This is a genomic window from Pseudomonas sp. GW821-FHT02H06 (genome assembly GCF_059421525.1).
Map to the genome: position 1 here is coordinate 131481 of NZ_JBWKVD010000010.1, position 13289 is coordinate 144769.

Annotated in this window: 12 protein-coding genes; 7 read left to right on the forward strand and 5 right to left on the reverse strand. The window is 62.5% G+C overall.

What is annotated here, in order from left to right; genetic code table 11:
* Positions 1–318 precede the first annotated feature (318 nt).
* The gene (locus AC07VF_RS17470; protein WP_495008981.1) at positions 319–1764 is read right to left on the reverse strand and encodes a SulP family inorganic anion transporter; all 1446 of its coding nucleotides are present in this window, start codon (positions 1762–1764) and stop codon (positions 319–321) included.
* 203 nt (positions 1765–1967) lie between these two features.
* Between AC07VF_RS17470 and AC07VF_RS17475 the strand changes: the two genes are divergently transcribed.
* Both AC07VF_RS17475 and zapE read left to right on the forward strand, forming a co-directional pair.
* The gene (locus tag AC07VF_RS17475) at positions 1968–3176 is read left to right on the forward strand and encodes an MFS transporter (RefSeq protein WP_495008982.1); all 1209 of its coding nucleotides are present in this window, start codon (positions 1968–1970) and stop codon (positions 3174–3176) included.
* Positions 3177–3185: 9 nt separating this feature from the next.
* Positions 3186–4307, forward strand: coding sequence for a cell division protein ZapE (gene zapE, locus AC07VF_RS17480; RefSeq protein WP_495008983.1), 1122 nt, complete (start codon positions 3186–3188; stop codon positions 4305–4307).
* Between the two features lie 24 nt (positions 4308–4331).
* On the opposite strand, the gene rarD is transcribed toward zapE, so the two are convergent.
* Positions 4332–5216: an EamA family transporter RarD gene (gene rarD / locus AC07VF_RS17485; RefSeq protein WP_495008984.1), complete on the reverse strand. Its 885-nt coding sequence runs from the start codon at positions 5214–5216 to the stop codon at positions 4332–4334.
* Between the two features lie 304 nt (positions 5217–5520).
* On the opposite strand from rarD, the gene AC07VF_RS17490 reads away from it, so the two are divergent.
* Positions 5521–6162 (forward strand): HD domain-containing protein, encoded by a 642-nt coding sequence (locus tag AC07VF_RS17490; RefSeq protein ID WP_495008985.1) that lies wholly within the window; start codon positions 5521–5523, stop codon positions 6160–6162.
* 683 nt (positions 6163–6845) lie between these two features.
* Positions 6846–7997 (forward strand): MFS transporter, encoded by a 1152-nt coding sequence (locus tag AC07VF_RS17495; protein ID WP_495008986.1) that lies wholly within the window; start codon positions 6846–6848, stop codon positions 7995–7997.
* Positions 7998–8012: 15 nt separating this feature from the next.
* On the opposite strand, the gene AC07VF_RS17500 is transcribed toward AC07VF_RS17495, so the two are convergent.
* Together AC07VF_RS17500 and AC07VF_RS17505 are read right to left on the reverse strand one after the other, a co-directional pair.
* On the reverse strand, positions 8013–8450 hold the full coding sequence (locus AC07VF_RS17500; protein WP_495008987.1) for a carboxymuconolactone decarboxylase family protein: 438 nt from the start codon (positions 8448–8450) through the stop codon (positions 8013–8015).
* Positions 8451–8569: 119 nt separating this feature from the next.
* Positions 8570–9058 carry a multidrug/biocide efflux PACE transporter gene (locus tag AC07VF_RS17505; RefSeq protein ID WP_495008988.1) on the reverse strand — a complete coding sequence of 163 codons (489 nt, stop codon included), beginning with the start codon at positions 9056–9058 and terminating at the stop codon, positions 8570–8572.
* Positions 9059–9178: 120 nt separating this feature from the next.
* Between AC07VF_RS17505 and AC07VF_RS17510 the strand changes: the two genes are divergently transcribed.
* Entirely contained in the window at positions 9179–10066 is an 888-nt protein-coding gene (locus tag AC07VF_RS17510) for a LysR family transcriptional regulator (protein WP_495008989.1), read from the forward strand.
* 6 nt (positions 10067–10072) lie between these two features.
* Here the strand turns inward: AC07VF_RS17510 and AC07VF_RS17515 are convergent, their stop codons facing one another.
* Positions 10073–10999, reverse strand: coding sequence for a LysR family transcriptional regulator (locus AC07VF_RS17515; protein ID WP_495008990.1), 927 nt, complete (start codon positions 10997–10999; stop codon positions 10073–10075).
* A 306-nt stretch (positions 11000–11305) separates the two neighbouring features.
* Here AC07VF_RS17515 and AC07VF_RS17520 point away from each other — a divergent pair, with 306 nt between their 5' ends.
* On the forward strand, positions 11306–12034 hold the full coding sequence (locus AC07VF_RS17520; RefSeq protein WP_423574797.1) for a DUF969 domain-containing protein: 729 nt from the start codon (positions 11306–11308) through the stop codon (positions 12032–12034).
* Positions 12031–12981, forward strand: coding sequence for a DUF979 domain-containing protein (locus AC07VF_RS17525; RefSeq protein ID WP_495008991.1), 951 nt, complete (start codon positions 12031–12033; stop codon positions 12979–12981). Before AC07VF_RS17520 ends, AC07VF_RS17525 begins: the two co-directional genes overlap by 4 nt.
* Positions 12982–13289 lie beyond the last annotated feature (308 nt).

The window sequence follows — 13289 nt, forward strand, 5'->3', positions numbered from 1 at the left end:
GCGCACAACCAGAACGGAACAGTGCTGATGGCTTGCCCGGAGCAATTACCGGGCCACGGAGCTGATCAAGTGGTCAAGTTGCCCCGGGCGGCTGGCCTTGCGCCACTTGGGGCCTGAATGTGAGGGCGTTGCGGATGATTATGAAAAGACTATGCGGCGGGTTGTGTACAAGAAGTGAGTCTTTTTGGAACAAATGCTTGGCCGGTGCGCAGAAAAGTGGCGATCCCTCGTCGCTGGATGAGCCCTGCGCCAGTTACCTGACGCGCAGTGCCGAGCCTTCAGGCCCTGCGCCGCCCATCATTCGGCGGGTGACTCGCCTCAAGCGTGCTGCACGCCCGCGCGCTTGAGCAGTTTTTTGCAACGCTCCGACAGATGCACCACGCGCAGGTGCTTGCCCGCCTTTTGATACCGCTCGCGCAGGGTTTTCAGCGCGGCGATCGCCGAATAGTCCACGAAGATCAGATGTCGGCAATCCAGCGTGACCTGCTGCGGATCGTTGAGGTGATCGAACTGATCGAGGAATGGCGTGGTGGAGGCGAAGAACAGCGTGCCGTGGAGGTGATACATCTTGCTGCCGTCGGGCTCGATGTGGCTGTCGGCGTACAGCTCGCGGGCCTGTTGCCAGGCGAAGTTCAGCGCCGCGATGAGGATGCCGAACAGCACGGCCGTGGCCAGGTCGGTGAGGACAGTCACGATGGTCACGGCGATGATTGCGAAGACATCGTTCAGCGGCACTTTGCGCAGCACCCGCAGGGAGGCCCAGGCGAAAGTCTGCTGAGCGACCACGAACATCACGCCGACCAGCGCCGCCAGCGGAATGCGCTCGATGAGGGGCGAGAGGAACAGCACGAACATCAGGATCATCACGCCGGCGACGATGCCGGACAGGCGACCGCGGCCGCCGGAACTCAGGTTGATCACGGTCTGGCCGATCATTGCGCAGCCGCCCATGCCGCCGCACAGGCCGGACGCCAGGTTGGCGACGCCGAGGGCGACGCACTCGCGGTCGGGGTAGCCGCGGCTTTCGGTGATTTCATCGGTGAGGTTCAGGGTCAGCAGGGTTTCCAGCAGGCCGACCAGCGCCATCAAAATCGCGTAGGGCGCGATGATGCGCAGGGTCTCCAGATTCCACGGCACGTCCGGCAGCGACAGGGCCGGCAGACCGCCGGCGATGTGCGCCATGTCGCCGAGGGTGCGCGTCGGCAGGTCGAACAGATACACCAGCAGACCGACGCCGAGGATGGCGACCAGCGCCGGCGGCACCGATCGGGTCAGGCGCGGCAGCAGGTACACCACCGCCATGGTCATCGCCACCAGGCCAATCATCAGGTACAGCGGCGTACCACTGAGCCAGGTTTCGCCGCTTTTGAAATGCTCCAGCTGCGCCATGGCGATGACGATCGCGAGGCCGTTGACGAACCCGAGCATGACCGGATACGGCACCATCCGCACCAGCTTGCCCAGCCTAAGCAATCCGAACGCGATCATCACCAAGCCGCCCAGCAACACCGTCGCCAGCAGGTACTGCACGCCGTGCTGCACCACCAGCGCCACGATGACCACGGCCATCGAACCCGCCGCACCCGAGACCATGCCGGGACGCCCGCCGAACAGAGCGGTCAGCGTGCAGATGATAAAGGCCCCATACAGGCCCATCAGTGGATTGAGGTGCGCGACCAGCGCGAAGGCGATGCACTCGGGCACCAGAGCGAAAGAGGTGGTGAGTCCGGCGAGGACATCGGCGCGAAGACGGGCGGGTTTCATTGAGTACCTAGCGGGCGGCGTGCAAAAGGAGGGGATGTTACGGAATGTGAACGCAGACGGCCAGTTGGGGAAATGCCGCACCCTGCCAGGTCCACTCATTCTTCAGGTGTCCTGTCGCGGCCGATTGTGTAACGATGTTTGACTCAAACAGCTCGCCGATTCCTGTGATCAAGGCTCGGCACGTCACGAAGGACAGAACACGGATGCTCGCTGCGCTCAGACACTACCCGGCTTCAGTCAATCTCCTGCTTTCGTCGTCGTTGTTTCTGACGCTGGGCAGGGCGATCACCCTGCCGTATCTGGTGATTTACCTGTCTTCGAATTTCGTATTGAGCATGAGCGACATCGGCATGGTCGTCGGCGGGGCGCTGATTGTCGGCTCGTTGCTGAGCCTCTACGGCGGCTACCTCACCGACAAACTGTCCAGCTACCGGTTGATTCTGTGCTTCACCGGGTTCTTCGTCGCCGGCTTCATCGGCATGTGCGTGACCAACAAGCTGTGGCTGTTTTTCCTGTTTCTGGTGTCGTTCAATTTCGCGTATTCGGTCATCGATATCGTGGTCAAGGCGGCGTTCGGCAAGCTGTTGCCGGTGGGCGATCAGAGCAAAGTCTTCTCGGTGCGCTACACGCTGATCAACATCGGCTATGCGGTCGGGCCGTTCATTGGCGCCGGGTTGGCCCACTGGAACATGAAGCTGCCATTTGTGATGTCGGCGGCGCTGGGCCTGGGCTTCTTGCTGGTCTACGCAATGTACGGGGACCCCAAGCTGAGTTCAGCGGACCCGGCCAATGCGCCAGTTTCCTTCATCGCCGTCGGACGCATCCTGCTCAAGGACTACCGATTGGTGTGCTTCACCGTCGGCGGCGTGCTCAGCGCGGTGGTGTTCGGGCAGTTCACCGCGTACCTGTCGCAATACCTGGTCACCACCAGCACGCCGGAATTCACCTATCAGGTCATCAGCTCGGTGGTCGCGGTAAACGCGGCGGTGGTGATCTGCTTGCAGTACCTGGTCGGCAAACGCATCAGCCATCAGTACCTGAACCAGTGGCTGACCGCAGGTTTCAGCCTGTTCCTGATGGGCGTGGTCGGGTTTGCGCTTTCGACCACGGTGCTGCACTGGTCGCTGGCGGTGGCGGTGTTCACCCTCGGCGAGATCATCGTGTTCCCGGCCGAGTACATGTTCATCGACCGCATCGCGCCGACCCATTTGCGCGGGATGTATTACGGCGCGCAGAACCTCTCCAACCTCGGCGGCGCACTGGGGCCGGTGTTGTGCGGTTTCGCCCTGGCGACCCGGTCGGCGCATTTCATGTTTTACATGCTGGCGGCGTTCATCATTGCCGGCGGCTGTTTTTATCTGCTGGGCGCCTCTTATTCCAGACGCCACGATCAATCTTCCACTGCCGAATGAAGCGTTTCGATGACCGTTCTGTCTCCACTTGAAGCCTGGCAGCAGGCCGTTGATGCCCGGGATTTTCAGCCGGACGAGGCGCAGCGCAATGCCGCGCTGCACTTGCAGGCGTGCTGGCAGGCGCTGAATGATGGCAAGCGCGGCGGCGCGGTCAAAGGCGTTTACCTGTGGGGCCCGGTGGGGCGCGGCAAGACCTGGCTCATGGACCGTTTTTACGACAGCCTGCAGGTTCCGGCCCGGCGCCAGCATTTTCATCACTTCATGCGATGGGTGCATCAACGCCTGTTCCAGCTCACCGGCGTGGCCAAACCGCTGCAGGTGCTGGCGCGGGAACTGGCCCAGGACGTGCGCGTGTTGTGCTTCGACGAGTTGTTCGTCAACGACATCGGCGATGCGGTGATTCTCGGCGGCCTGCTGCGCGCAATGTTCGACGAGGGCGTGGTGCTGGTGTGCACCTCCAATCAATTGCCCGAGCAGCTGTACGCCACGGGTCATAACCGCGAGCGTTTCGTGCCCGCGATCACGGCGATCAACCAGTTCATGGAGGTGGTGTCGGTCGACGGCGGCGAGGACCACCGGCTGCATCCCGGTCAGGCGCAGCAGCGCTACTGGGTGAAGACGGAGCAGGGGCCGAGCGCGTTGGTCGAGGTGTTCGAGACGTTGAGCAGCGGCGAGTCGGTGTCGATTCAGCCGGTGCCGCTGGGTCGTCGCCATGTGCCGGTGGTGCGCAGCAGTCGAACGGTGGTCTGGTGCCGCTATGCCGACTTGTGCGAGCAACCGCTGGCGGCGATGGATTTCATTGAGCTGTGCGATCGCTACAAGGCCGTTTTGTTGAGTGAGGTGCCGGCGTTGAGCGCCCCCCAGCGCGAGGGGCGCATTGCCCGTGGTACCGAGGATGGCGTTGAACAGGTCACCGCGGGGGACCGCGAACTGCCGCAGCTGTCGCCCTATGACGATGGCGTGCGGCGTTTCATTGCGCTGGTGGACGAGTGTTATGACCGCAAGGTGCCGCTGTACATCGAAGCCGCGATGCCGATGGCCGAGCTGTACACCGAAGGCTATCTGGCGTTCGCGTTTCGACGCACGCTGAGCCGCTTGCAGGAGATGCAGCTGGCGCGGTTCGGTCATTAACGCTGCTAAGGCGCAAACTTCAATTCACACGCTGTTGCGTCGGCGCTGGGCCAACACATGCTTGGCGCCTTCCCCCACCAGGACCATGACCGCCAGCCAGATGGGCAGGTAGGTCATCCATTCGTCGCGGCCGATGGATTCGCCCAGCAGCAGGGCGACACCGACCAGCAGCACCGGCTCGACGTAGCTCAGCAGGCCGAACACGCTGAACGCCAGCAGGCGGCTGGCGAGAATGTAGCTGACCAGGGCCGACGCACTGATCGCCCCCAGTACCGGAATCAGCACATAGAAGCGTGGGAATTGTTCCACCACAGACGGGTTGCCCTGGCAGATGAACAGCACGGCGACGGGCAGGATCAGCAGCATGTCCCACCACAGACCGCCGAGGTTGTCGGTCTTGAGCTTGCGCCGCAGCACGAAGTACAGCGGATAACCCAGGCAGACGACCAGGGTTTCCCAGGAAAAACTGCCCAGGCGCAGCAGCTCGTTGCCCACACCAACCAGCGCGCAGCAGGCGGCGATTTTCTGCAGGTGCGACAGGTGCTCGCCGTACACCACGCGTCCGGTGAGGATCATGGTCAGCGGCAGGAGAAAATACCCGAGCGACACCTCCAGACTGCGGCCGTGCAGCGGCGCCCACATGAACAGCAACAACTGCGCGCCCATCAACGTCGCCGACAGCGCCATGCCCGCCAGCAATGCAGGCGTCTGGCGCACCCGGACGCCGAGGGCGCGGGCCAGTCTCCAGTCGCCGCTGGAGAGCATGAACAGGGTCACGCAGGGCAGGGTCAGCAGCATGCGCCAACCGAAGATTTCTTCACCGCTCAACGGCGTGAGGAGTGAGGTGTAGTAGTACATGACCGCGAACAGGCAGGAGGCCATGACCGATAACGCAACGCCCTTGTACACGGGGGCTCCTTGTTTTCGATGCATTGGGTGTGGGTGCAGGAATGCTTTGATCGGCGGGCTCTGACGGCGCGCTTTGAGGGCACTTTTTAAAGCGCTTTTTGAGGCGTAGCGCACTGCAACGGCGCAGAGTTTATCCGAGGTCAGGCGGGCGGTCCGCAGCAATCTGGTAAACCGCAGGTGGGTTGGCAGTAAACGATGTACGTTTGGCAGAGATCGAGACCGCGTGCCGATTGAGCCGGTATGCGCTGTCGCCCAGACTTCTCTTCAACGCGCCACACCGGCGCGGCCGCTGGAGAGACTTCCCATGACTCAATCAATTGCTGGCATCAAGATCCCCGACAGCGCGCTGGCCCGCGCTACGACCGAGTACATCCGCGAGCAGGAGGACGATTTGCTGTTCCATCACTCGCGCCGGGTGTTTTTGTGGGGGGCGCTGACGGGGGAGCGCAAGGGGCTGAAATATGACGCCGAGCAGCTTTACGTCGGGGCGATGTTTCATGACGTGGGGCTGGTGGTGCGGCATCGCAGTGCGGACCTGCGTTTCGAGGTGGATTCGGCCAATGCGGCGCGGGCGTTCATGCAGCCGTTTGGGTTGTCCGAGGGGGATGTGGAGCAGGTGTGGTTGTCGATTGCGCTGCACACGACGCCGGGCGTGCCGGAGCATTTGCGGCCGAACGTGGCGTTGGTGACGGCGGGCGTGGAGATGGATGTGTTGGGCATCAATTACGGGGAGTTCAGTGATGAGCAGCGGGAGGTGGTGACCCATGCTCACCCGCGCGGGGAGGACTTCAAGGGGTGCATTTTGTGTGCGTTTGCTGATGGGTTTCGGCATAAGCCTGATACGACGTTCGGGACGGTGAATGCGGATGTGTTGGTGGATGAGGATCCGACGTTCAAGCCGCTGAATTTTGTGGAGATCATTCGGCGGTCGCCTTGGAAGGCGTGATCCTTCATCAAGATCAAGATCAAGATCAAGATCAAGATCAAGATCAAGATCAAGGGCGTCGGCCTAACGGCCTCGGGTTTCGCCTTCGGCGAGTTACTTGGAAAAGCACCCCAAGTAACCAAGGGTGCTTGCTTCTGGTTGGGTTCCTCCTTCGTCGGAATACCCTCACTCCGACGACGCTCCGTGGGCCCGCGCCGAACGGACATCCATGTCCTGACGGCGCTCTCGCCGCATCCATGCGGCTCGGCCCACTGCGCGTCGTCTGCGTTCGGCCTGCACCAAAGTCGCGATTGGTGTCGTCTGGGCCTTTTGTGTTTGAAGATCAAGATCAAGATCAGATCAAAAGCAGATCAAGGGCTTCCCGGCTAAAGCCGGTCCTACGAGGTGCGCGTTCGAATAGTGGGACCGGCTTTAGCCGGGAAGGCGTTGGGCGCCGCGCTGCAAAATGATGGGTGTACGCACAGGCCTCTTTTCCGGCTGAAGCCGGTCCCACTGAAGCAATCGATCGTTCCCACGCTCCGCGTGGGAATGCATCCTTTGACGCTCCGCGTCGATGTCTTCGAGGGCGAGTGAGGCGTTCCTGAGGCCACTGCCTGCAACATCCCTTCTTCGGCATTGTTTCAAGCTTTGTTAGGCTGGTCCCGAGCGGGCCATGCCGGGCCGCTGTTTTCAACGGAGCGGCAATGACTTCCATCAGCACCGCAGCGCCTGTGGTACCGGGGCGGCTGGAGCAGTTTTCGACGCGGATCGCTTTTTTTGTCACCGGGTTCAGTATGTCGGCCTGGGCGCCGCTGGTGCCTTATGCGAAAAGCCGTCTGGGTCTGGACGACGCCGGCCTCGGGTTGTTGCTGTTGTGTCTGGGCATTGGCTCGATCGTTTCCATGCCGTTGGCCGGGGCGATGACGGTGCGTTATGGCTGTCGGCGTTTGATCGTGATGACGGGCGTGATCGCCTGTGTGTGTCTGCCTCTATTGGCCACCCTCAGCTCGGTGCCGCTGATGGTCGCCACGCTGTTTGTCTACGGCGCGAGCATGGGTGCGCTGGGGTGTGTGACCAACATTCAGGCGATCATCGTCGAGCGGGCCAGCGGCAAGACCATGATGTCCGGGTTTCACGGGCTGTTCAGTTGCGGCGGGATTCTGGGCGCGGCGGGGGTGTCGGCGTTGTTGAGCGTCGGCGTCTGGCCGTGGCTGGCAATGGCCGTCGTTGCGTTGTTCATTGCGATTGCGCTGTACAAAGCCGCGCCTCACTTGTTGCCGTACGGCGGTGAACCGGGCGGCCCGGCATTTGCGATTCCCCGGGGCGTGGTGCTGTTCATCGGCTTGATGTGCTTCACGGTGTTCCTCACCGAAGGCGCGATGCTCGACTGGAGTGCGGTGTTCCTCAGCGCCCAGCGCGGCGTCGAACCGTCCTACGCTGGATTCGGTTATGCGGTATTCGCGTTGGCCATGGCGATCGGGCGTCTGTGCGGCGATCCGATTGTCCGGCGCTTGGGCGTGCACAAAATCGTCCTGTTTGGCGGGCTGTGCGCGGCCGCCGGGATGACCGTCGCGACGTTGATCCCGGTCTGGCAAGCGGCGCTGTGCGGCTACGCGCTGGTGGGAATCGGCTGTTCCAACATCGTGCCGGTGTTTTACAGCGCGGTCGGTCGGCAGAAGACCATGCCGGAGAACGTGGCGGTGCCGGCGATCACGACGCTGGGCTACATCGGCATTCTGATGGGGCCGGCTGGCATCGGGTTCGTCGCCCACCTCAGCAGCCTCGGCGCGGCGTTCATGATCATCGCCGTGATGCTGTTGGGTGTGGCGATCAGCGGACGGTTTTTGCGGGTGTGAGGCCAATAACGGGAATCAGCTCGGCATCATCGCAAACCCCACGCCGAAGCGATTCCAGGCGTTGATGGTGGCGGCGGCCAAGGTAATGTTGACCACGTCGGCTTCGCTGTAATGCTTGAGCAACGCTTCGTACTGATGTTGCGGCGCACGGTGCACAGGCAGCAGGGTCAGGCTTTCAACCCAGGCGAGTACGACTTTTTCCTTCTCTGTGAAGAATTCGGTTTCTTCCCACACGCTGAGGGTTTGCAGACGGGCCTCGCTTTCGCCGGCCTTGCGTGCGTCATCGGCGTGCATGTTCACGCAATATGCACAGCCGTTGAGCTGCGACGACCGCAGACGGATCAGCTCCAGCAGGGAATGATCCAGCCCGGATTTACTCAGCGCTGTCTCCAGGCCGACCATGGCTTTGTAGGCTTCCGGCGATTTCTGGGCCCAGTTGATTCGGTGGTTCATGTCAGTGCTCTCTTTCAAAGGTTGCCGGCGCAAGCCGCGGGACGTGGCGAAATGTTACGCCCGCGCTGCGACCCGTCGAATAGCCAATGAAGGAGGTTTAGGGGAGACCAATTGTGCCGCTATCGATCAGCAGCGCATAGCTGGGGACGGGCGAGCAGACGCTCGCGAACACCGTCGTAGGCCAGGTTGAACAGCATCGTGTACGGCAGATACAAGAGCACCAGACCGATGTCCAGCAGGAAGGCTTCCAGCAATGTGACCGACAACCACCACGCCACCATCGGCACCACCAGGAAAATCAGTCCCGCTTCAAAGCCGATGGCATGAAGCGCCCGCGCCTTGAAATTCAGGACGAAACCCAACCGTGCGCGCAGACGGTCGAACCCGGCGTTGAAGACCATGTTCCAGAGCATGGCGACCGTGGAAATCATCACCGTCATCGCGCCCATCTTGCCGATGGACTGGCCGAGCACCCAGGCCAGCCCGGGCGCGAACATCAGCACGCCGATGAGCTCGAACAGCAGCGCATGCAGGGCGCGTTCTTTGACGGATTTCGGCGCAACGACCGGCTTCGCGGTCTTGGGGGGCGTGAGGGTGTGCAGAGGCATGGCGGTGATCACTTTGTCGCGGGCAGGTGTGCATTGTCGGGGCGCGATGGGCTAGAGTGAAAATCGGTCCCATCGGAAAAACCGATGGCGACGTCGCATGCGCCTCAGAGGTATCCACCCGTGAGCTATTCCCCCGAAGCACTTGAAGCGTTTGCCCAGACCATCGCGCTGGGTTCGTTCAGCGCCGCCGCCCGGCGCCTGGGCAAGAGCCAGTCGACCATCAGCGAGGCCATTTCGCGGCTGGAGATCGACCTGGGCCTGGAATTGTTTGACCGCTCGACCCGCCATCCCGCGTTGACTGAAGCGGGCAGGGCGCTGGAAGGGCGCATCGAGGACGTGCTCGCAGCGTCCGACACACTGCGCCGCGCGGCGGGGCGTCTGGCCGAGGGCATGGAGCCGCGCTTGACGCTGGTGCTGTCCGACGCCAACCAGTTCGCCGAATTCCAGGCGCGCATGACCGAACTCGATCAGCGCTTTCCGGAGCTGGAACTGGAGTGCGTGTTTGCCGAACACGGTGACGCGATCAACTTGATCCAGAGCGGTCGCGCGTCGTTGGGTCTGCTGTCCGCCCAGGCGTCGTACCCGCCGGAAGTGGGCTACGCGACCATCGTCGAGCGCGCGGACTTCGGCATCTTCGTGTCCCACAACCACCCGCTGGCCGCTGAGGAAGCCGTCGATTACCGCCATCTCTCGCAGCATCGGGCGTTGCGCCTGAACACCATCGTCGACGAGAGCGTGCCCACCGACGACCTGCCCAGCGGCGCGCGACGCAGTTGGTCAGCACCTAATTACCTGCTGTTGATGGACATGGCGATCTTCGGTTTCGGCTGGTCGGCACTGCCGCGCTGGCTGGTCAGCACCTGCGGGCAGGACCGCTTGAAGGAACTCAAAGTGCCGGGCTGGCCGCGCAGCTCGGCGGTCGACGTGATCTGGTCCCGGCAAAAAAGCCTGGGACCGGCCGGGACCTGGTTGCTGGACACGTTGCTGGAGGGGCGAGGAGGGTATTGATCCGGCTCACTCCGGTCCGCCCTCGAGCACAAACCCCTCCGGCATTTCCTGAGCAAAGGCGCTCACGACCTCGCGGGTCAGGCTGACGATGTCTTCCACCAGCTCCATTCCCGCGCCGGTGCGCCAACTGGCGACGATGTCCATCAGCGGCGGCAGCGGGACGTGCTCGATCAGCGTCAATGCGCCTTGGGCCAGTTCCCCATGCACCAGCGTCACCGGCAGCGCGCCGATGCCGAAGCCGTCGCGCACCAGCCGGGTAATGGCTGACGCCGAGTTCACGCAGTTGATCCGTGGCGTGACGATGTTGGCGGTGTGCAGCATGTTGAGGATGTCCTGGTGCGGCCGCGAATTGCGCGAGAACGTGACGATGCGCGCTTCGGCGATTTCCTCCAGGGTCACGTCCGGGCGGTCGAATGCCGAGCCGGTCGGCACAACCCAGCGCAGGGGATAACGCGCCAGCACCGCGTTGCGCACGCTGTCGAAACGCAGCACGTCGGTCTGGAAAATGATGTCCTGATAACCCTTTTCCAGCTGCGAGCAGAGGTTGCTGGCGGTCTCGGCGGTGAGCTCGATTTCCAGATTCGGGTAACACTTCATCAGGCGTGTTACCAGGGGGCTGAGCCAGGTGTGTATCACCGTATCCATGGCGCCGATGCGGATGCGGCCGCGCACCTGGCTGGGGTCTTTGATCGCCGCCTTCATGCTTTGCATCGTGTCCATGATGTGCTCGGCGTATTCGAGCACGCGCGCTCCTTCTTGCGTCAGCGACACGCCCCTGGAATCCCGGACGAACAGGCGCACGCCCATTTCGTCCTCCAGCGCGGCGATGCGGCTGGAGATGGAGGCCTGGGTGCTGAACAGTTTTTCCGCCGTCAGACGAAAGCTTTTCAGCCGCGCGACCCAGACGAAGGTTTCCAGAAACTTGAGATTCACCGAGGGATTTCCTTGAGCAATTGAGCGCCGGCGCACCTACATGATGACGGGGGAGCGTCACAGCGTTGCAGGCACGACCTGTGCAGACTGAGCACTGGAACAGCAGGTTGCATGCCACCCCGGCAACAGAAAATCTTATGGGCCATAGCGGGTTTTTCCCGTTGGACGGCCCGGCGTTGACTGCGGTGCCATGGGGCAGCGGCACTGTCACTTCGTTAAGCACAGGCGCCGCGACCGCTCGTTTCTCGAACACGTTTCTTATTCGTGCCCCAGCAAGGTACCGCCACTGCCAACGAGAACCCCATCATGCAAACCGCTATTAACCTCTGGCCGCTGCTTGGCGTGCTGGTCATCGTTCTGGGCTTCGTCCTGCGTTTCAACCCGATGCTGGTCGTGGCGCTCGCCGCCCTGGCCACCGGCCTTGCCGCGAGCATGCCGCTGGAGACCATCCTGGCGACCATCGGCACGGGCTTCATCAAAACCCGCACGCTGCCGTTGATCATCCTTCTGCCGCTGGCGGTGATCGGTTTGCTTGAACGCCACGGGCTGCGTCTGCACGCGCAGAACTGGATCGCCCGGTTCACCGGTGCCACGGCCGGACGCCTGTTGATCGCGTATCTGTTCGTGCGTGAAACCACCGCAGCCCTGGGGCTGACCAGCCTCGGCGGCCATCCGCAGATGGTGCGGCCGTTGCTCGCGCCCATGGCCGAAGGCGCCGCTGAATCGCGCTTCGGCAAGCTGCCCGAGGCATTGCGCATCAAGCTGCTGGCGTTGTGCGCGGCGACCGACAACGTCGGGCTGTTCTTCGGCGAAGACATCTTCGTCGCCTTCGGTGCGATTGCGTTGATGCACACCTTCCTGCTCGGCTCCGGCATTGATGTCGACCCGATGCACATTGCCTTCTGGGGGATCCCGACAGCCATCTGCGCATTCGTCATCCACGCCATCCGCCTGCACCGTTTCGATCAACGCCTGAATCATGAATTGACGGCGCTGCCGCCGGCCTCCGCTGTCGACAAGGAGCTGGCGCGATGATCATTTCCATTCAATACCTGTACTGGCTGGCGGGCGTGATCCTGGCGATCACCGCGTTCATGACCGCGACCGATCGGACCAATCCCAAACGCTGGTCAACGGGACTGTTCTGGGGCCTGTTCGCCATTGCGTTTCTGGTAGGCGAGAAGCTGCCGCCGGTGTGGGTGGGCGTCGGCGTGATCGTCATGGCGGTGATCGCCGGGTTCGGCGGCGTGGGTTTTGGTCAGCATGAGAACCTCAACGACCGGGCGCGGCGGGAGAGTGCAGGGCGCTTGAAGAACAAGCTGTTCATTCCGGCGCTGGCGATTCCTCTGGTGACGGTGATTGGCGCGGTGCTGCTGAAGAACATCAAGTTTGGCGACGTCTTTCTGCTGGACCCGGCCAACAGCACCTTCGTGTCCCTGGGCATTGGCAGTCTGGTGGCGTTGGCCCTGGCCTGCTGGCTGACCCGTGACACGCCGGTGCAGGCCATGCGCGAATCGCGGCGGCTGACCGAAGCGCTGGGTTGGGCGCTGGTGCTGCCGCAGATGCTGGCGATGCTCGGGCTGGTGTTCAATGACGCGGGCGTCGGCAAGGCCGTGGCGCATCTGGCAACGGCTTACATCAACCTGGATTTTCGCCTCGTCGCGGTGATGGTGTATGTGCTCGGCATGGCGCTGTTCACCATCGTCATGGGCAACGGTTTCGCGGCGTTTCCGGTGATGACCGGCGGTATCGGCGTGCCGGTGCTGGTGGGCATGTACGGCGCCAACCCGGCGGTCATGGCCGCGATCGGGATGTTCTCGGGCTACTGCGGCACGCTGATGACGCCGATGGCCGCGAACTACAACCTGATTCCCGCAGCGTTGCTGGAACTGTCCGACAAGTACGCCGTGATCAAAGCGCAAATCCCGACCGCGCTGGCGATGCTGGTGGCGAATATTCTGCTGCTGTATTTCCTGATGTAGTTATTTCCTGATGTGGTATCAGCGCCAGGCCCGCAGGCTTTCGCGGGCAAGCGCGCTACCTCGGTTGATCGCCATTTTATTCAGCAAATCCACTGGTGTGCAGGCGCCACGAGGCTGGGGAGTGAACACCCACCTGTGGGAGTGAGCTTGCTCGCGAAGGCGGTAGTTCAGCCGCCGCAGTTGTATCGGATGCCCCAGCCTCTTCGCGAGCAAGCTCGCTCCCACAGTTCAAATTCGGCATTGTCTGCTCCTCATCGCAAACGTTTGCGCGAATCCATGGTCTGTACGACCAGTGGCTGCAAACCCTC